Source organism: Mucilaginibacter sp. SG564, from assembly GCF_013149275.1.
Lineage (GTDB): Bacteria > Bacteroidota > Bacteroidia > Sphingobacteriales > Sphingobacteriaceae > Mucilaginibacter.
Window position 1 is genome coordinate 339736 of record NZ_JABGNA010000008.1, and the last position, 19329, is coordinate 359064.

The 19329-nt window shown below is 41.5% G+C and carries 16 protein-coding genes and 1 pseudogene; 12 read left to right on the forward strand and 5 right to left on the reverse strand.

Annotated elements, in window-relative coordinates:
- The first annotated feature begins 28 nt into the window (after positions 1–28).
- On the forward strand, positions 29–1237 hold the full coding sequence (locus FHW89_RS20085; protein ID WP_172336826.1) for an MFS transporter: 1209 nt from the start codon (positions 29–31) through the stop codon (positions 1235–1237).
- A gap of 133 nt (positions 1238–1370) precedes the next feature.
- Here the strand turns inward: FHW89_RS20085 and FHW89_RS20090 are convergent, their stop codons facing one another.
- Positions 1371–1910: a shikimate kinase gene (locus FHW89_RS20090; protein ID WP_172336827.1), complete on the reverse strand. Its 540-nt coding sequence runs from the start codon at positions 1908–1910 to the stop codon at positions 1371–1373.
- A 15-nt stretch (positions 1911–1925) separates the two neighbouring features.
- On the reverse strand, positions 1926–2756 hold the full coding sequence (locus FHW89_RS20095; RefSeq protein ID WP_172336828.1) for an AraC family transcriptional regulator: 831 nt from the start codon (positions 2754–2756) through the stop codon (positions 1926–1928).
- Between the two features lie 100 nt (positions 2757–2856).
- Between FHW89_RS20095 and FHW89_RS20100 the strand changes: the two genes are divergently transcribed.
- The 10 genes from FHW89_RS20100 (at position 2857) to FHW89_RS20145 (ending at position 14224) form a co-directional block, all read left to right on the forward strand.
- Positions 2857–3153, forward strand: a complete 297-nt coding sequence (locus FHW89_RS20100) for a hypothetical protein (RefSeq protein ID WP_172336829.1) — start codon at positions 2857–2859, stop codon at positions 3151–3153.
- A gap of 485 nt (positions 3154–3638) precedes the next feature.
- Entirely contained in the window at positions 3639–4250 is a 612-nt protein-coding gene (locus FHW89_RS20105) for a GIN domain-containing protein (RefSeq protein WP_172336830.1), read from the forward strand.
- A 186-nt stretch (positions 4251–4436) separates the two neighbouring features.
- Positions 4437–5156, forward strand: coding sequence for a head GIN domain-containing protein (locus tag FHW89_RS20110; protein WP_172336831.1), 720 nt, complete (start codon positions 4437–4439; stop codon positions 5154–5156).
- A 233-nt stretch (positions 5157–5389) separates the two neighbouring features.
- A complete protein-coding gene (locus FHW89_RS20115; protein ID WP_172336832.1) occupies positions 5390–6379 on the forward strand; it encodes a cytochrome C in 990 nt (329 codons plus the stop codon).
- 102 nt (positions 6380–6481) lie between these two features.
- Positions 6482–7840, forward strand: a complete 1359-nt coding sequence (tig, locus tag FHW89_RS20120) for a trigger factor (protein ID WP_172336833.1) — start codon at positions 6482–6484, stop codon at positions 7838–7840.
- A 241-nt stretch (positions 7841–8081) separates the two neighbouring features.
- On the forward strand, positions 8082–8810 hold the full coding sequence (locus FHW89_RS20125; RefSeq protein ID WP_076374519.1) for an ATP-dependent Clp protease proteolytic subunit: 729 nt from the start codon (positions 8082–8084) through the stop codon (positions 8808–8810).
- A gap of 145 nt (positions 8811–8955) precedes the next feature.
- Positions 8956–10194 (forward strand): ATP-dependent Clp protease ATP-binding subunit ClpX, encoded by a 1239-nt coding sequence (gene clpX, locus FHW89_RS20130; RefSeq protein ID WP_172336834.1) that lies wholly within the window; start codon positions 8956–8958, stop codon positions 10192–10194.
- Positions 10195–10434: 240 nt separating this feature from the next.
- Positions 10435–11289 carry an AMP nucleosidase gene (locus FHW89_RS20135; protein WP_172336835.1) on the forward strand — a complete coding sequence of 285 codons (855 nt, stop codon included), beginning with the start codon at positions 10435–10437 and terminating at the stop codon, positions 11287–11289.
- A 600-nt stretch (positions 11290–11889) separates the two neighbouring features.
- Positions 11890–13251 carry a pyridoxal-phosphate dependent enzyme gene (locus tag FHW89_RS20140; RefSeq protein ID WP_172336836.1) on the forward strand — a complete coding sequence of 454 codons (1362 nt, stop codon included), beginning with the start codon at positions 11890–11892 and terminating at the stop codon, positions 13249–13251.
- A 94-nt stretch (positions 13252–13345) separates the two neighbouring features.
- Positions 13346–14224 (forward strand): hypothetical protein, encoded by an 879-nt coding sequence (locus FHW89_RS20145; RefSeq protein ID WP_172336837.1) that lies wholly within the window; start codon positions 13346–13348, stop codon positions 14222–14224.
- 316 nt (positions 14225–14540) lie between these two features.
- Here the strand turns inward: FHW89_RS20145 and FHW89_RS20150 are convergent, their stop codons facing one another.
- The 3 genes from FHW89_RS20150 to FHW89_RS20160 all read right to left on the reverse strand — a co-directional run bounded on the left by FHW89_RS20150 (position 14541) and on the right by FHW89_RS20160 (position 18626).
- Entirely contained in the window at positions 14541–16106 is a 1566-nt protein-coding gene (locus tag FHW89_RS20150; RefSeq protein WP_172336838.1) for a glycosyltransferase family 39 protein, read from the reverse strand.
- Positions 16107–16307: 201 nt separating this feature from the next.
- Positions 16308–17615: a UDP-N-acetylglucosamine 1-carboxyvinyltransferase gene (murA, locus tag FHW89_RS20155; protein ID WP_172336839.1), complete on the reverse strand. Its 1308-nt coding sequence runs from the start codon at positions 17613–17615 to the stop codon at positions 16308–16310.
- 273 nt (positions 17616–17888) lie between these two features.
- The gene (locus tag FHW89_RS20160) at positions 17889–18626 is read right to left on the reverse strand and encodes a DUF4290 domain-containing protein (protein ID WP_172336840.1); all 738 of its coding nucleotides are present in this window, start codon (positions 18624–18626) and stop codon (positions 17889–17891) included.
- Between the two features lie 384 nt (positions 18627–19010).
- Between FHW89_RS20160 and FHW89_RS29175 the strand changes: the two are divergent.
- Positions 19011–19322: pseudogene (locus tag FHW89_RS29175) on the forward strand (dipeptide epimerase); the annotation flags it as partial.
- Positions 19323–19329: the final 7 nt, after the last annotated feature.

A 19329-nucleotide genomic window follows, 5' to 3' on the forward strand; every position in this document is an offset into this window, starting at 1 on the left:
ATTTTGCATCAGAAAATTTAGAAGTAATATGAAGCGGCTTAAAAAAGAAAACGAATGGATAGGTACTATTTTAGCATTTATGATCATACCCATATCGGGTTTCGCAATAGATGTTTATGTGCCATCGTTTCCTCAAATGGTGAACGACCTTCACGCCACGCCATCTGATATCAGGTTAACGCTCTCTATTTTCCTGATCAGTTATGGTGTATCTCAATTGTTTGTAGGCAGTATTGTAGATAGTTTTGGCCGGTATAAGATAGCGCTTGTGTCTTTACTGGTGTTTGTATTAAGTAACCTTGCCATTGTTATTACCAAAAGCATCGAAGTTATTTTTGTAATGCGGGCACTTCAGGGCCTGGTGATTTCGCTGATCATGGTGGCAAAGCGAACCTTTTTTATAGATATATATACCGGTGATAAGCGGAAAAAATATACCAGCTTGCTTTCTGTAGTATGGTCAACCGCGCCTGTGGTAGCGCCTTTTGTGGGTGGTTACCTGCAAAGCTTTATCGGTTGGGAGGCTAACTTTTATTTTTTGGCCTTATACGGATCGGTGATGCTGGTTTTAGAGTTGATATACAGCGGCGAAACCATTGCGGCTTATAAACCCTTTCACATTAAAACCATTTTAAATACCTACCGGGAGTTTTTATCGGCAAAGGATTTTAGTATTGGTGTGCTTGTTTTGGGATTAAGCTATTCCATGGTGATCATCTTTGGTATGTCTGCCCCCTTTATTATCGAACACGTATTTCATTACTCCCCTGTAATTACGGGATACGCTTCGTTATGTTCTGGTGTATCATTATTAACGGGTGGTATGCTGAGCCGGATGCTGATAGATAAACCTTTTCATAAAAAATTAAAACTCGGCAACCTGATACAATTTGGTGTGGCTTTGCTAATGTTTATGTTTGGTGTGTTTTATGCCGGCTATTTCAATATTTTTTCGTTGCTGATTTTTGTGGTCATGCTGCACTTTTTGGCCGGTTTTGTGTATAACATTTATCTCACTTACTGTTTTATGCGGTTCCCCGCCTATGCCGGAACAGCGAGCGGCATAACCAGCGGCGGTTCATATGTTGTGGTTTCCATTGTAAGCTCAGCCTTGGTAAGCCTCATCAATATTCATGATCAGCGTAGCTTTGCAACCATTTATATTGTGCTTTCGGTGGCTATTACAGTGGCCTTATTATCTTTAAAAAAAGAGAACATAGCCAATAGTGTCGCGTAAGATTCAAAGTACAGAGAAGAATTTTTGTCCTCTCAGTGTCTCCTGAAAGGGACCCTGAGGCTGCGTGGCTTATAACTCAGGGTCTCTCGCAGAGGACACTGGGTGGACTGGAACTTCGTAAGTCTTTAAGGCGTTACAGCTCGTTCATCTTTTCCAAAACCAGGTCTATTCGTTGCTGTAGGGTAGTATCGCCTTTAATCTCTAAAACTGGGGAGCTTACCTGGTTTAGCCAATTTTGGTGTACCTGTAGGGTACGGCCTTTGGTGGTGTTATCATCATAACCAGCTGCCCATTTAATAAATGCCTGATAGTTAGCGGCGCGTTCCGGATCGGTAAAAATGGCATCGCCGTAGCGTTCCAGTTCGCGGTTGTGCAGGCGCTGCATCCGGATGTGGTGGGGGATGTATAAAAATACCACCAGGTCAAACATGTCCAGCCATTCCGATCCCCAGCTTACCATCGATCCGCTGAGAATCCAATCGGGCTGTTGGGCGGTATCATGTAATATCCTGGCATTGCGCAGTTCAGGATCACGCCTTAAAGTAAAGGGTTTTTCGGTAGGCTCCCAGAAATACTTATCGCTATCAAACAACGGATAGTTCAATCGTTCGGCCAAAGCGGCACCTAATGTTGTTGAACCGGCACAGGATGCGCCCATGATGTGTATTTTCATATTTAAGTATAGACTTCAGACCCTACCGTAATGGCTCGCGTTAATATTGGTTTGTTTTTTAAAATAGTTAGATAAGTGGCTTACATCGGTAAAACCAAACTCTTCGGCTATCTGGCTTAGGGTTGCGGTTTTGTTGCTGATACGTATCTCGATCAATTTAACCCGGTACCCATTGATGTAATCGCGGTAGCTGATATCAAAATTTCTTTTAAACCAGGCGCTAAAATAGCTGGGAGCGATATTGAAATGCGCTGCCACCTTTTTTACCTGTATATTTTCGGGCTCATAAATGTGCTGGTGGATATAGGATATCAGCTCCTGCTTGCCTGGGGGGCAGTTGACCAATTGCGCGTCGATACGTCCCAGTGCCTGGGTTATTAAACCAAAGAGCGACAATATCTGGTAAAAGATATAGGGGCAGGTGGCTATATCTGTCGACCCATTGTACGCGGTAATATTATCAATAGTACTGCGTAAAATGGTTTTGAAAGGCTCATCGAAGGTAAGTTTTATCTCTTTTAATAGTTTGTGCCGCATCAGATCCTGTGGGCTAAACATGATACCCACATGCGGAATGGCCTGATTTTGCGAACTAAAAAACTCATCAGTAAACTTGATGAGGGTAACATAGGTGTACTTTTTATAGTCGAAACAGTGTTCGTCTTCCGGGGATATTAAAAACAGGTCGCCTGGTTTATAGGGCAGGCGGTTCTGATTAAGGATGTGTGTGCCAGAGCCTTTGTGTACATAAATAATTTCATAGTAGGTGTGGCTGTGCCGGGATTGCATGATGGCGGCACCCTCCACATCGCAAATTACCAGGGGCGCAAATTGCTTTTTCTTCATGTCGTAAATTTACAATTATATCGCCCCTATGTACAACAATTGTACGTGCATATATTTTTTTCTTTGAAATATAAAACGGTAATTCAATAGAGTCACAGTTATGACACACTTCAACTTGTCGGCAATAGCCCTTCCTGACGAATTTGTACAATACTGTCAACTACATCAGTATAGCCTGTCGGTTAAAAAAAAACATATTATAGCGCATATTTTAAAACTGGGTCAGGACGCCGATGTGGATACCTTGTCCAGACATATCCGTATCAATGGGGTTAAAGTGAGTACCAGCAGTATTTACCTGGTGCTGCAGTGGCTTATTGAGCACGGCTTTGTGGTCAAAACTGTGAATGGCCGCAGTGAGGTTTATTATAGGCCGGTAAATGCGGTGGTTAACTGAGGCCGTATATTCAAACTATGGGTCATGCCGAACTTGTTTCGGCACCCCATGAGCAAAGTGTACAACACGACGGTTAACCTGCCTTGTGGGATCCTGAAACAAGTTCAGAATTACCTCTCTTCTTATTATATATAATTAATATAATACTACTCTGCCGTTGCTCGGCTCTGGCCGAGTGACCACTATTACCCGGCCTCCGGCCGATGTTATACCATAATATACTCAGATCGCAGGCCATAGGCCTGTAGATAATCGTCACTCGGCTGGAGCCGAGCGACTGCGGTCACCATAATCAGCCATTTCCCCCATTTCTCCATAAAAATATTTTCGCCGTTCACCGATACAAATCCGCCGTTTACCGACAAAATAAGGCCGTACATCTAATTGGCCCCAAATAGCTGTAACGTTTTAAAAATGGAGGCGTCATATAGTTGTATTTAAAAAATAAGGACATACAATTAATTGACAATCAAAATATTAATATCATGAAAACAAAATTATTCACCATCGCAACTATGTTAGTTTTAGTAGGTGGTATCGCAGGCACAACTTATGCAACTACCAACAATAACAACACCCGTAACACCGCAACCGTGGTAAAAGAAGTAAGCAGGATCAGTAAGATCGAGATTCGCGGTAATGTGGAACTGTTTGTATCTGACGGATCTGCCGACCAGGTAAAAGTTTACAACCGCTACTATGGCGAAAACGCCCTTGTTCAAAATGAAAACGGTGTGTTACGTGTTACATCATATAAAGCCGAAAAATTGGTTGTTTGGGTAACCGCTGCCGATCTGCGTTCTATTACCGCTTACGACAACGCCCAGGTAAAAACATTTGGTAAATTATCAGCCATTGACCTGGAAGTTAACCTGCACAATAACGCTACTGCTAACTTAAATGTAGATGCATATACCGCAAATGTTAACCTGAATGATAAAGCGAAAATTGACCTGAGTGGTAACGCTACTATATACAGCTTAAATCATAGCATTACATCAAGTGTAAATAATAACAACTTTGCTGCCGAAAGCTTTACCGACAAATTGAATGGTACACCTAAGGTAGATATAGCAAACGAGTTTGCCGGTCTTTAATCCAACTTTTGCAAAAGTTCATCATATATTCTGAGAAGCTGCCACTAAATGTGGCAGCTTTTTTTATTTTTGATGTAACTTCAATATTATAAACAGCGTCAAAAAAATAAAAGATAGCATAAACGATCATGAGTTATGGCTCATAATAGTTTTATGATCAAAGAAAAATCTAATTACTTAATTACTATGAAAAAAGCAGGTTTAGCGGTCGCGGTTATCGCGTGCGCATCATTAATGATCATATCGTCATGTAAGCTGGTATGCGTACATGGCTCAGGAAAAACAACTACCGAACAACGTAAAGCCAATGATTTTACCAAGATCGATATCTCGGGCGCCTATAAGATCCATCTGAAACAGGATAGCTCCCTGGGTATTTCTATCAGCGGCGACGATAACCTGCTTAAATATGTGTCAACCTCTGTTGATGGTGATAAGCTTACTATCAAAACCACAAAAACAGTGTGTTTTGATGATAGTGTAGTTATCAACATTGGCATCCGTAAGCTGGAGGAGTTGAAAGCATCAGGGGCAGTAGAAGTATCATCAACCGGAAAGATCAATACCGGCGATCTGAATATTCGTTTATCGGGCGCTACCAAGGTTAACCTTGATTTGAACGCTGCCAACGTAAACAGCCATGGCAGCGGTGTAAGCGAACTGAATTTAACCGGACAGGCAACAACACATCAGGTAGATTTTAGTGGCGTAGGCAAGATCAACGCTTTTGATTTTGTAGTTGGCGAATACACTATCAATTCATCAGGTGCAACCCACTGCAAGATCAACGTATTAAAAACGCTGAATATCCATTCATCAGGTGCTTCAGAGATCAGGTACAAAGGTTCGCCATCAACTATTAATAATAATAAATCGGGCGCCTCAAGTGTTGAAAAGGTCGACTAAGTAAAATATCCACTATGGGTAAAAGCAGGAGCTAAGGTTCCTGCTTTTTTTTTGACCTCACCCAACCCTCTCCAAGGGAGGGGGCTTTTAATATCATGTTGTTTTGCTCCCTCTCCTTTGGAGAGGGTTGGGGTGAGGCTTTTACGTAATTCTACGCTGATTTTCCCGTGGAAATACGGAGCAAAAGGCCCTGGAAAGTTCCTTAGTTTTGCCTCCTTATTATTACCCCTGTCATGAAAAAGATATTAAAGTATGCGAGCTATATTGTAATAGCCATTGTTTTAATTGTTGTAGCCGGTATAAGCTACATTACCCTGGCCTTGCCCAATGTGGGCCCGCCCGAAAATATTAAAGTTGAGGCCACACCGCAGCGTATTGAGCGCGGTAAATACCTGGCCAATCATGTAACTGCCTGTGTGGATTGCCACTCCACCCGCGACTGGACAATACTGGCCGGACCCATAAAAGAGGAAACATTAGGAGCCGGTGGCGAAAAGTTTGATGCTAATGTTGGTTTCCCGGGCAGTGTTTATGTACCCAATATTACCCCATACCATTTAAAAAACTGGACCGATGGCGAACTGTTCAGGGCTATTACTACGGGTGTTAAAAAGGATGGATCAGCTATATTTCCGATCATGCCCTGGGAGTCGTACTCCAAAATGAGCCGGGAGGATGTTTACTCCATTATAGCCTATCTCCGTACGCTGAAACCGCAAAGAACCGATTATCCCGCGCGCCAACTCGATTTTCCATTAAATATACTGGTGCATACCATGCCGGCAAAAGCAACCCTGGGTACCGTGCCAGATCAGCATGATACACTGGCCTACGGTGCTTACCTGGTACAGATTGCAGCCTGTAAAGATTGCCATAGCCAGGCCAATAAGGGTAAAATAATTGAAGGACTGGAATTTGCCGGCGGGCATGAATATACCTCGCCAAATGGTGGTACCATCAGATCGGCAAATATTACATCTGATCGGGAAACCGGTATTGGCAGCTGGACTAAGGAGCAGTTTTTAAGCAAGTTTACGCAATATGCCGATAGCACCCATAAGCACCAGAGAATAATACCGGGCGAATTTCAAACCATTATGCCCTGGTACAAATACGGCAAAATGAAAGTAAGCGACCTGGAGGCTATGTACGCTTACATCAAAACAATTAAGCCCGTAAAAAACAGGGTAAATAAATTTACCCCGGCAGAAATGCGTGATTAAATTTAAAATAAAATTCATACTTTTGCGCCTCGAAATTTGTATAGCCTGAATTGGTTTTAAGGCTACGTTTTGAACCATTAAATTAAAATACCCGGTAAAAAGATGAATATTACACAGGAAAAAGTAGATGCCCTGAACGCAGTTGTTAAGATCAACATTAACCCTGAAGATTACCAGCCACGTGTTGATAAAGCCATAAAAGAAAACGCTAAAAAAGCAAAACTGCCAGGCTTTCGTCCCGGAATGGTGCCCGCGGCACATATCAAAAAAATGTACGGTAAAAGTATTTTGGTTGATGAGATCAACAACTTGTTATCAGATACTTTAAATAAATATATCGACGAGCAAAAGCTTGAAGTATTGGGTCAGCCACTACCAAAGGTTGATGACGAGAAAGAATACAACTGGGATTTTAACGATAATTTTGAATTTAACTACGAATTGGGTTTAGCTCCACAGTTTGAAATTAACTTCTCATCAAAAGATAAAACAACCCAGTACGTGATTAAAGTTGATGACGAAACACTGGCTTCACGTATCAAAAATATTCGCCGCAGCTATGGCAAAATGACAAATCCTGACGTATCGGCAGATGATGACGTGCTTTACGCGGATTTGGCTCAGCTTTCACCAGATGGTTCTGTTTTTGAGGGGGGCATAAGCAATACTACATCTGTTAGATTAGACCAGATCAAGGACGAAAAAATAAAAAAATCATTGATCGGCCTGAAAAAAGGTGATGTAGTAACGCTGGACATTCAGAAAGCTTTTGATAACGAAGCACCAAAGGTTGCTGGTTTATTAAAAATTGAAGAAGACGAAGCGGCTGAGTTAAAATCGAAATTCCAATTAACGGTTAAAAATGTAAACCGTTTAGAAGAAAGCGATCTGAACCAGGAGTTCTTTGACAAATTATTTGGTGAAGGTACAGTAACTACCGAAGCGGAATTTACAGCTAAAATTACTGAAGAAATTGAAACCATGATGGTTCAGGATTCAGAGCGTAAATTACAGGACGATATTTACAAACTGAGCGTAGCTAAGGTTGATTTTAACCTGCCCGATGAGTTTTTGAAACGTTGGTTAAAAGCCACTAACGAAAAACTGAGCGATGAGGAATTGAACGGTGGTTACAATGATTTTGCAACCAACCTGAAATGGACCCTGATTGAAAACAAGATCATCAAGGACAACCAGATCGAGATTAAATATGACGAGGTTTTTGCTTTAGCAAAAGTTCGTCTGGATCAGCAATTCAGAATGTACAGCCCACAACCTATCCCTGAGGAGCAATTAGGTCAGTACACTGTACAATATCTTCAAAACAAAGAGAATGCTAACAAGATATTTGAAGAAGTAAAGGCGCTTAAAGTATTTGATTATATCAAAAGCGTAATTACTTTAGATAAAAAAGATATCCTTTATACAGATTTCAGCGAGCTGGTAAAAGAGCAGCAATAAGCTAAATTTTACTTCTGTACAAAACACCAAAAGCAACTCAAAAGGTTGCTTTTGGTGTTTTAAATCGGAAAAGACCGAAAGTCAGGAAAGTCCGCAAGCCAGAAAAAGATCTTGAGTATGGACTTTCGGACTTTACTGACTTTTCCGGCTTCCGGACTCAAAATATTTACTTTTTATTCAACTAAAAACTATATTTATCGCAGGTAATCCCTGCATCTAAACAAATAACATAACAAAAACCATGAGTAGTAACATCGATAAGAACGAATTCAGAAATTATGCTGTTAAGCATCACCGTTTAAACAGCTTACACGTAGATAAATATATTTCGGCTGTTGACAGAAGCAGAATGCCATCCGGAATTTATACCCCAACCGGCATGACCCCGTACATCATCGAGGAACGTCAGTTAAATGTAGCCCAGATGGACGTGTTTTCACGTTTGATGATGGACCGCATTATTTTCCTTGGCGATGCCATTTATGAAAATATTGCAAACATTATCCAGGCTCAATTGCTGTTCTTGCAGTCGGCCGATAGCAAACGCGATATCCAGATCTATATCAATTCACCTGGTGGCTCCGTTTATGCTGGTTTAGGTATCTATGATACCATGCAGTTTATATCAAATGATGTAGCCACCATTTGTACAGGTATGGCAGCATCAATGGCTGCGGTATTATTATGTGCCGGTACCGAAGGTAAAAGGGCTATATTGCCACATGCCAGGGTAATGATTCACCAGCCATCGGGCGGTGCTCAAGGTCAGCAGTCAGATATCGAGATCTCTTACCATGAGATCACCAAGCTGAAAAAAGAGCTGTACCAGATCATTGCCGATCATAGCGGTGCGCCGTTCCAGAAAGTTTGGGACGCGTCTGATCGTGATTATTGGATGATTGCCGAAGAAGCCAAAGAATTTGGTATGGTCGACGAGATTTTAAAAGGCAGCGGCAAAGCGAATAAATAAGCTGCTGAAATAAGTTTTGGGTATGGGGTTTTGGGTGATAATGAGGGTTTTACAAATATTCATTTCAACTCAAAACCCAATACTTATAGTTCAAAACTTTTTTTTCTGCCACTAATTAGTTAATTTTGAATTACAAACGAATCAGATGAATAAGAACAGTAAGGAAATCAGGTGTTCATTTTGCGGTGCAGGTAAACAGGATTCCCTGATGTTAATTGCAGGGCTTGACGCTCACATTTGTGATAAATGCGTTAACCAAGCTAATGAAATATTGGCTGAGGAGTTAAAGGTACGTAAGGTAAAAGCTTCACCGTCGGCGCCTTCGTTATTAAAACCTGCCGAAATTAAAACCCACCTTGATCAGTACGTCATCGGTCAGGATGATGCCAAAAAGATCTTGTCTGTAGCGGTATATAACCATTACAAACGTTTAAATCAGCGTATTGATAAGGATGAGGTAGAGATCGAAAAATCAAACATCATTATGGTGGGCGAAACCGGCACAGGTAAAACTTTGCTGGCTAAAACCATGGCCAAGATACTGAACGTTCCGTTTTGTATCTGCGATGCTACCGTATTGACAGAAGCCGGCTATGTAGGGGAGGATGTGGAAAGCATACTTACCCGTTTGCTGCAATCGGCAGATTATGATGTAACCCTTGCCGAAAAAGGTATTGTTTACATTGATGAGGTTGATAAAATTGCCCGCAAGAGCGATAATGCCTCCATCACCCGCGACGTATCCGGCGAAGGTGTACAACAAGCCTTGTTAAAGATACTGGAAGGTACCATGGTTAACGTACCACCGCAAGGCGGGCGTAAACATCCTGACCAAAAAATGATCACCGTAAATACCAGCAACATATTGTTTATATGTGGTGGCGCGTTTGATGGTATCGATCGTAAAATAGCTAACCGCTTGCGTACGCAAACCGTTGGTTACAAACTTAAACGCGACGATAGCGAGGTTGACCTGAAAAACCTGTACAAATATATAACCCCGCAAGACCTGAAATCATTTGGGTTGATACCTGAACTGATAGGTCGTTTACCGGTACTTACGTATTTGAACCCGCTTGACAGGGATGCCTTAGCCAATATATTAACCGAGCCTAAAAATTCTTTATTAAAGCAGTACAAAAAATTGTTTGAATACGAAGGTGTAAAGCTTGATTTTGATAATGAGGTGCTGGAGTTTATTGTGGATAAAGCCATGGAATTTAAGCTTGGTGCGAGGGGCCTGCGCTCCATCTGCGAAGCTATCATGATAGACGCCATGTTTGAGTTCCCATCTAAAAAGGATGTGAAACGCCTGCAGGTTACTTTAGACTATGCCCACGAGAAATTTGAAAAATCAGATCTGAAAAAATTAAAAGTAGCGTAACAATTTGATATCAATTAAGTAGCTATCTTTATTATAATAAACACAGACCCTGGTGAAACGCCGGGGTTTGTTGTATACACTGGTTTTTATTTAGTATCAAGTAGTTAATGGTATCAAGTAGCTAGTATCAGGATGATAATTACTTCGGTATAATTAATACTAAATTGAAAGTCTTGATACTAGCTACTTGATACTAACTGAACTAACTACTTGATATTCTAAACAACAAAAAGGAAAAATATGAATGAACAATTGAATGTAAAAAAGGATCCTACCGATGCACCGGTAGTAAAAGAAGTGCACTCCCCCGTAAAATCAGGGTTGAAAACTAAGGATGCCATTGTGGTTAACTGGTTGCCCCGCTATACTGGTCGCCCGCTGGAAGCTTTTGGAGAGTATATTATACTTACCAACTTTTCGAAGTATATCCAGCTGTTTTCGCAGTGGAATGATAACGCACCCATCATGGGTATCGAAAAGCCAATGCAAAGTGTCACCGCCAATGGTATTACCATCATTAACTTTGGCATGGGTAGTTCGGTTGCGGCTACAGTAATGGACCTGCTTACGGCTATACATCCTAAGGCGGTTATATTTTTGGGCAAATGCGGTGGTTTGAAAAAGAAGAATGCAGTGGGCGACTTGATATTACCGATAGCTGCTATCCGCGGCGAAGGTACATCAAATGATTACTTACCACCAGAAGTCCCAGCCTTGCCATCATTTGCTTTACAAAAAGCGATATCGACCACCATACGTGATTTTTCGCGCGATTACTGGACGGGCACCTGCTACACCACCAACCGCCGTGTTTGGGAGCACGATAAAGTATTTAAAAAATACCTGAAAGACCTGCGTGCCATGGCCGTTGATATGGAAACCGCTACCATTTTTACCACAGGTTTCGCCAATAAGATCCCGACTGGTGCATTGTTGCTGGTATCAGATCAACCGATGATTCCGGAAGGTGTAAAAACAGCCGAAAGTGATTCATCTGTAACTGAGCAATTTGTAGAAACGCATCTGCGTATCGGTATCGAATCGTTAAAGCAGTTGATCAATAACGGGTTAACGGTTAAGCATTTGAAATTTTAACTGGCCATGATGGCATTGATCGGCTAAAACTGTTATGCTGAATGAAGTGAAGCATCTATTCAACAATATTATATGTTGAGAATAGATTCTTCGCTATACTCAGGATGATAATTATACTTACTCCTGCTTGTCATTTTGAATGGCAGAGAAAGATTTATACCATTGATACATCGCACGTATAAGATCTCTCTTTGTGCCAGGTTCGGGATAATATTTGTTTTTTATACACTCCGTTTTTTATGTCCGTATAAGCAACCTAATATTCGTCTGCGGATAATTTATATGCTCTGCCTGCTCGGGTTCAGGAGCTTTTGTGAAAACGCCGAACTGCGCAAATAGCTATCAGCAATAAAATAAATATGGTTATTTTTAATGACAACGAAAGGTTGTTATAGGTTGCGGATACCATAGTTTAAATGTAAGCTTTTGGGTTATACATAAACGATGTAGATTGATGAACTATTCCATAAAAAAATATAAAATTTATGTTGCTCTTGTTTGGTAGTATATCTAATTTACCATTCAGTAGAGAAATGTCCGTTGAGAAAGTTAATTTTGAGAAATTATCCGGCTAAGTATACCGGGTTAGTAGATTAAATTATGTGGTATAACAATATATTAGAAACCATTGGTGATACACCTCTGGTGAAGTTAAACAAGGTAACAAAAGACATCCCGGCAACGGTATTGGCAAAGATAGAAACCACCAACCCCGGTAATTCTATCAAAGACCGTATGGCCCTTAAAATGATAGAAGATGCCGAAAAAAGCGGTAAATTAAAACCCGGCGGTACCATTATTGAAGGTACATCGGGCAATACGGGGATGGGCTTGGCCATAGCCGCGGTGATCAAAGGTTACAAATGTATTTTTACCAGTACCGATAAACAATCAAAAGAAAAGTTTGACGCCTTGCGTGCTTTTGGCGCTGAGGTTATTGTTTGCCCAACCAACGTGGAGCCCGAGGATCCGCGTTCGTACTACTCTGTATCATCACGCCTGGAGCGTGAGGTGCCCAATTCATGGAAACCAAACCAATATGATAACCTGAGCAATTCGCAGGCACATTATGAGCAAACCGGGCCAGAGATATGGGAGCAAACCGGTGGCAAGATCACGCACCTGGTAGCAGGGGTAGGTACCGGTGGTACAATATCGGGAATTGCGCGTTATCTTAAAGAACAGAACCCCAATATCCAGGTACTGGGGATTGATACATACGGCTCGGTATTTAAAAAATATAAAGAAACCGGTATTATGGATAAGAACGAGATTTATCCATACATCACCGAAGGTATTGGCGAAGACTTTTTACCGCAGAACGTCGACTTTAACCTGATTGATCATTTTGAAAAAGTAACCGACCAGGATGCTGCTTTGATGACCCGCGAAATAGCCCGTAAAGAAGGCATCTTCGCCGGAAACTCTACCGGATCAGCAGTAGCCGGTGCTTTGCAGATGAAGGATAAATTTAAAGAAGGCGATGTGGTGGTGATCATCTTCCCGGATCATGGTACCCGTTACCTGGGCAAAATGTACAATGATGACTGGCTGCGCGACCGCGGATTTTTAAAGGATGGCAAATTAACCGCTGCCGACATTATCAGTAAAAAAGAGGTGCAGGAAATCATTACTATCGATTGCGAAAAAAGCGTGTTGGAGGCTATCAATACCATCAAATCGCTCAATATATCGCAGATCCCGGTTACCCAGAAAGGTATGGTAATTGGCAAGATCACGGAGAGCGACATCCTGGATTCATTGATCGAAAATCCATCCATCAAATCGCAGCCGATCAAAAATATCACTACGGCGCCGTTCCCCTTTGTTGATCTGAATACCTCTATCGATAAGATCTCGGGCATGATCAATAAGGACAATATCGCTGTATTGGTAGAAGACGAGCAAGGTAAAATTGAGATCATTACCCAATACGATATCATTAACGCTATTTCGGCCTAGTTTTTTAGGATAAAGGTAAAAGGTGTTGTGCTGTGGCATGGCACCTTTTTACTTATATCAATTAATAGCTATATTTATCGCTTATCCTAAACTAATGTCAACTATTCGTCTCCTCCTTGTTTTTGTTCTGTCCATTTTGAGTTTATCTGCTTTTGCACAAAATTCCGACGAAGTATTTATGCGATGGAAGTTGAAACCCGGGCAGATACTTGCCTATAAAACCTCGATGACGCCGATTGATACCGCTAACCAAAAAGCTCTTGATTTTGGCAAGTTCTTTAAATCAATGGGGGCCGATTCCTCAAATACAAACCAGGCACAAAAGGTGTTAAAGCAGCTTTCGGCGGCTTTTCAGCAAACAGATCTGGTTACACATTTGACTGAAAAAAGAAAAGGTATAGTAGATATTGAAATAATATCCAAGCCAAAAGATCAGAAGCCAGCCAATCAGAACGCTGATGAGAAAAAGATGGCCGAGATGCAAGAGCTTCTCCTAAAAATGAATTCGGGAGTAATGCTTCGGGGAGCGGTGTATGAAACCGGTGGTATTGAAAGTTTTTATAATAAAAATGATCAGAAAAATATTATTGCCATGTTATTTGAGCTTCCAGGCAAAAATATAAAGCAGGGTGATAGCTGGTCAATCGATACGCATCTGCTCTATGCTGATCAAAATTTTAAATGTGATAGTTCATTCAAAAGGAATAAAGTAACAGCCATTAAAATCGAAAATAAGAATGGCGAACACCTGGTGACACTCAAGTACGATATTGCAGAATACATCGATGGGGATTTTAATGTGCCAATGAGCAACGGCCCCGTAAAAACTACCATGTATATGAGTTTTCAGGCTCTGGCTGTATTTTCGGTCGAAAAAGGTAAATGGATAAGCTATGAAGGTATCATATCGGATAATAGAACTGGTATCATGTCGGCACAAAATAAGATGAAATATTCTCTTGTGGAAGAGTAATCAACGTATAATGGTTACTTACGATTCCGCATATTTAAGAAACGCACATAAATGCTCAATCTTTCACCAAAGCCAAATATGGCAGAGTGAGATTTGTGGTTGCTTTTATTGTATTTCAACATTCAGCCCTCATGAAATTAAAGAATGGACTGATATTGATAGTCTCATGGGAGCTACGGCTTTATGTCCCAGATGCGGAATAGATTCAGTTATCGGCTCCGCTTCAGAGGTTCTTGTAACTGATAATGCTTTTCTTATTCAGATGAATAAATATTACTTTTAAAGCCTCCCCTTTAGGGGAGATTTAGAGGGGCTTCTACTCCAGCCTCTTCCTCGCCAGTTCTTTGGTATATCGTTCCTGTAGTGGGGCTTTAATGTCAGTTATCAGATATATACCGGTACCCTTTTCGCGGGCAAGGTAATGCTCAATTTCTCCTAATTTTTTGTAGGAGCCTATCATTTTTCCGGCTACAAATTGGCGGATATTCTCGCCGTTGTTGTCATCCACATAGATGAGGTATTTGCACTTCAGGCTATCGGGAGCCCACAGCGTAAAGCTGCTGTTAAGTGATATGGCTTTGGGGAAGTTGAATTGTTTACTGTATTGATTCAGGGCACCTGCTTCGCCGTAATTATCGGCATAAACAAAGGTTTGTTTTTGCTGATCAGGAGTTAGTTTGTTATAAGCTTCGCCTACTTTTTGAGCCAATTCGTTCCAGCCATACATGTCGGCATAATCCTGGGTTAAGGGGTGCTGTTTTTGATCTTCCCAGGTGATCAGAAAATCTGTAGCGGGTATATTTTTATGAGCAAACCTGAAAAACGCCAGGGTGTTTTCTATCGAAAATATAGGCAGCAGCATGGGTAGTAAAATAAGGTTAGGCAATACAAACACCGCTATAGTAAAAGTACGGAGCACATAACCTTTGGTTTTTAACCAGCGTTCAAAACCAAAGCCACCAGCCGCGAACAGCATAGGGTATGCACCAAACAGGTAATAGTTTTTACCGTCCATCTCCAGTAAAAAAATAAATATCAGCACATAAGCGATAGCTAAAAACTGAAAATTGCGCAATCTGAAAGAAAATATGAGGAACAGGAAGCCGGTGAACCAAACAAAAAAGGCCACGCCATGTACCAGTAATTGTTGCTCAATAAATTCGGCTGGTTTAATATAACTTAATTGCTCCTGGCGTAGGGTTTTCATGTGATGGATGAGCGGCCAGTGATGCTGGATTTGCCAGATGAGGTTAGGCAGGCAAACTAAAAAGGCCACTAAAGCGGCGCCAAGTATATGTTTGTTAAACAATAGTTTACGTTGCTTGCTAATAAGGATGCCGATAATCATGGCAAACGTAAAAAAGGCCATGGTGTACTTTGTAAGCATACCCAGGCCAACCGCCAAACCAAGCCAGTACAGGTATTTAACATCGGTAGTATTAAGGTATTTGATCAGCAGCCAAACGGTTAATACCCACCAGAACTGATCGAACACAACTGGTTGAAAAAGATAACCGCTGGCCACAAACGCTGGTGAAAATATAAGCGTCAGGCAGGTGAGGGTTATGGCAAACTTGCGTCCGCCAAACTCAACCGTAATCAAACCGGTAAACCAAACAATGAGACCGCTGCAAATGGTCGGGAAAATACGAGCGGCAAAAATCGAATGACCAAAAAGGGTGTTGGATACTTTGGCAACAATAGCAATAAACGGTGGGACTTCTTTATAACCCCAATCCAAGTGATCGGCTAAAACCAGGTGTAATAACTCATCGCGATGAAAGCCAAAATTACTTATAGCAAATAAATTAAGAACAACTTTTATAAATACAAAAATCAGTATGAAATATGCATAGGTTGACTTCCGGTTTTTGTATGACATTATTCTGGTAGGTTTTGTAAGGGCCAAAAGCAGGGGTAAAGCCAAAAGCTAAAGTAACATAACAATCTTTAAAAAACAAAAAGATGAAATGTAACGATTTAGAGGGAAGGTGAAAGGATAAAGGTCAAAGGCGAAAGGTTTTTATAATTGATAGATGCAGCTACCTTTAACCTTTTGCCTTTAACCTTTTACCTCAAGAAATTATATTCTGGTTATATCCGCACCCAGTGCTTTCAAACGATCGTCGATATGTTGGTAGCCGCGTTCAATTTGCTCGATATTGTAAATAGTTGATTGACCTTGCGCCGATAAAGCGGCGATCAACAAGGCCACACCTGCACGAATATCCGGTGAAGTCATAGAGATACCGCGTAGCTGCACCTGTTTATCCAGACCGATAACGGTAGCACGGTGCGGGTCGCAAAGGATGATCTGCGCGCCCATATCCAGCAGTTTATCCACGAAAAACAAACGGCTTTCGAACATTTTTTGATGGATGAGTACTGAGCCCTTAGCCTGTATGGCTACAACCAGCACAATGCTGATCAGGTCGGGCGTAAAGCCAGGCCATGGCGCATCGGCAACAGTCATGATGGATCCGTCGATAAAGGTCTCTATTTCGTAATGATCCTGGGCCGGGATATAGATATCATCGCCGCGCAGCTCCAGTTTTATTCCCAGGCGCTTGAATACATCAGGTATCATGCCCAGTTCAGGGTATTTTACATCTTTAATGGTGATCTCGGAGCCGGTCATAGCCGCCAGACCGATGAATGAGCCTATCTCAATCATATCGGGCAGCAGACGATGCTCTGTACCGCCCAAATAGCCCACACCTTCAATAGTAAGTAAGTTGGAGCCGATGCCGCTTATTTTGGCGCCCATGCGGTTCATCATTTTGCAAAGCTGCTGCAGATAGGGCTCGCAGGCCGCGTTATAAATGGTAGTTACGCCTTTGGCCAAAACCGCCGCCATAACAATATTAGCGGTGCCGGTTACCGAAGCTTCATCCAGCAGGATATAAGTACCTTTGAGGTTGGATGCATCTACATTAAAAAAGCCATCGGCGGGGTTATAGTTAAATTGCGCGCCCAGTTTTTCGAAACCCAGGAAGTGAGTATCCAAACGCCTGCGGCCAATTTTATCGCCGCCTGGCTTTGGGATGGATGCTTTGCCAAAACGGGCCAACAACGGACCTACGATCATGATCGATCCGCGCAAGCCACCGCCTTTTGATTTAAAAGTTTCTGACTGGAAAAAATCCTGATCAATATCTTTTGCTATAAAGGTGTAGGTATCTGCGCCGGTTTTCTCCACAACAACGCCCATATCGCCCAATAGCTCAATCAGCTTATTTACGTCTTTTATATCAGGTATATTGCTGATGGTAACTTTTTGGTCGGTTAATAAAACCGCCGAAATTACTTGTAAAGCCTCATTTTTTGCTCCCTGCGGAGTAATCTCGCCCTTTAGCGGTTTCCCGCCGTTTATCACAAATGCGTTAGTCATAGGAGTTTATAATTGATTGATCATGATTCGTTTTTATACACGCTTAATTTAACAAAACAAGTGTGCTATCTCAGGGCAAAGATTATAAAATTTCCTGACTGTTCATTGGTGCAATTGTTCATTAGTTCACTGGTTTTATGCGTTTGTTCATTAGGTATTATCAGGAATAAAATCAAACAGCCCGGTCATCATTAAGATAACCGGGCTGTTATTGTTTTGTACTTCAGAACACGGATGAACTAATCAACCAGTGAACGAATGAACTTTATTGAACTAATATTTCTTGGAACCACCACCGTTGTTGCGGTTACGGTTGTTCTGATTATTGTTGTTGTTGCGGTTGTTGTTCTGGTTATTGTTGTTGCGTCCGCGATTATTTTGGTTGTTGTTGTTGTTGTTACGTCCGCGATTATTTTGGTTGTTATTGTTGTTTTGAGCCGGACGGAACTCAACACGGTTAAGGTTGATGTTTTCTTCCAGTTTCAGTGTACCGCCAGATAAAGCGTACAGATCGGCCAGGATGCTTTCGTCGGCAACCGAATCTTTATTCCATTGTACGTAGGCCATTTTCATAAAATTGGCTATAGCCTGTACCATATGGCGTTTACGATCAGGATCGTCGATGCTTTTTGCTTTCTCGATCATCAGCTCAATGGTTTTGCCATAATGTTTGTACTTGATGCGTTGATGCGGGTATCTTAGGGGCTGCGGTTTAATATGTATAGCCTCGGGCGATGGTTTTGGATATGGTGAGTCAACATCAATCTGGTAGTCAGATATAATGTGTAGGTGATCCCAAAGCTTATGTTTAAAATCGGCCACATCGCGCAGGTGCGGGTTTAAAAAACCCATCAGGTCTATCACTACTTGCGCGTAGCGGTTACGTTCTTCTTTAGTGGGCAACGCAACAATGTATTTAACCATGTTTTGTACGTTGCGGCCATATTCAGACAGGATAAGTTTTTTCCTGGTTGAGTTATAGTCAAATTCAGGCGTGTTTTGTTGAGCCATGTTTATGCTGTTGTAATGTTATTATTAAGAAGGTTATAAATTAGCCAGACAAATGCCCGTGAATTGGGATATGAGGCTAAAATTGAATTGTTACTATATTGTAGTAACGCAAATATAAGGTAATAGTATCAATGTGCAAATTATTCTGAAGAGATTATTAGATTATGGGACCGTTAGACTTTGGGACAAGCGATGAAAAATGTCTGTCTATCTAATAATTCCATAGTCCAATAATCCCAAAGTCTCATGGTCCCATAGTCCAACGATCCAAAATCCTTTAAATTAGAGCTAAAATGTTACTTTAGGCAATCAAAACATAAAATCTACCCCGTGAAAAACAAAATAATCATTACCCATATTGATATATACCGCTTTAGCATTCCCATGGAACCTTTTACTATTGCTACGGGAACGATGAATCATGCACAGAATGTTTTTATTCGCGTACATACCGATGCTGGCTTTTATGGCGTGGGAGAGTGTTCGGCATTTCCCATGATCGTAGGTGAAACACAGGATACCTGCCTGGTGATGGCCCGTGAATTTGCTAAACTTTGGAAAGGCCAGGATGCCCTGGATATACCTGCCCGAATGCAGCAGCTCCACAGTTTTACAGCCGGTAATACAACTATTAAAAGCGCTTTTGATATCGCCTTGTTTGACATCGCGGCCAAGAATGCAGGTGTACCCTTATATCGCTTGT

Coding starts and splice junctions, on each gene's coding strand:
- FHW89_RS20085 (WP_172336826.1), top strand. CDS start 29: ATGAAGCGGCTTAAAAAAGAAAACGAATGGATAGGTACTATTTTAGCA.
- FHW89_RS20090 (WP_172336827.1), bottom strand. CDS start 1,910: ATGAAAATACACATCATGGGCGCATCCTGTGCCGGTTCAACAACATTA.
- FHW89_RS20095 (WP_172336828.1), bottom strand. CDS start 2,756: ATGAAGAAAAAGCAATTTGCGCCCCTGGTAATTTGCGATGTGGAGGGT.
- FHW89_RS20100 (WP_172336829.1), top strand. CDS start 2,857: ATGACACACTTCAACTTGTCGGCAATAGCCCTTCCTGACGAATTTGTA.
- FHW89_RS20105 (WP_172336830.1), top strand. CDS start 3,639: ATGAAAACAAAATTATTCACCATCGCAACTATGTTAGTTTTAGTAGGT.
- FHW89_RS20110 (WP_172336831.1), top strand. CDS start 4,437: ATGAAAAAAGCAGGTTTAGCGGTCGCGGTTATCGCGTGCGCATCATTA.
- FHW89_RS20115 (WP_172336832.1), top strand. CDS start 5,390: ATGAAAAAGATATTAAAGTATGCGAGCTATATTGTAATAGCCATTGTT.
- tig (WP_172336833.1), top strand. CDS start 6,482: ATGAATATTACACAGGAAAAAGTAGATGCCCTGAACGCAGTTGTTAAG.
- FHW89_RS20125 (WP_076374519.1), top strand. CDS start 8,082: ATGAGTAGTAACATCGATAAGAACGAATTCAGAAATTATGCTGTTAAG.
- clpX (WP_172336834.1), top strand. CDS start 8,956: ATGAATAAGAACAGTAAGGAAATCAGGTGTTCATTTTGCGGTGCAGGT.
- FHW89_RS20135 (WP_172336835.1), top strand. CDS start 10,435: ATGAATGAACAATTGAATGTAAAAAAGGATCCTACCGATGCACCGGTA.
- FHW89_RS20140 (WP_172336836.1), top strand. CDS start 11,890: ATGTGGTATAACAATATATTAGAAACCATTGGTGATACACCTCTGGTG.
- FHW89_RS20145 (WP_172336837.1), top strand. CDS start 13,346: ATGTCAACTATTCGTCTCCTCCTTGTTTTTGTTCTGTCCATTTTGAGT.
- FHW89_RS20150 (WP_172336838.1), bottom strand. CDS start 16,106: ATGTCATACAAAAACCGGAAGTCAACCTATGCATATTTCATACTGATT.
- murA (WP_172336839.1), bottom strand. CDS start 17,615: ATGACTAACGCATTTGTGATAAACGGCGGGAAACCGCTAAAGGGCGAG.
- FHW89_RS20160 (WP_172336840.1), bottom strand. CDS start 18,626: ATGGCTCAACAAAACACGCCTGAATTTGACTATAACTCAACCAGGAAA.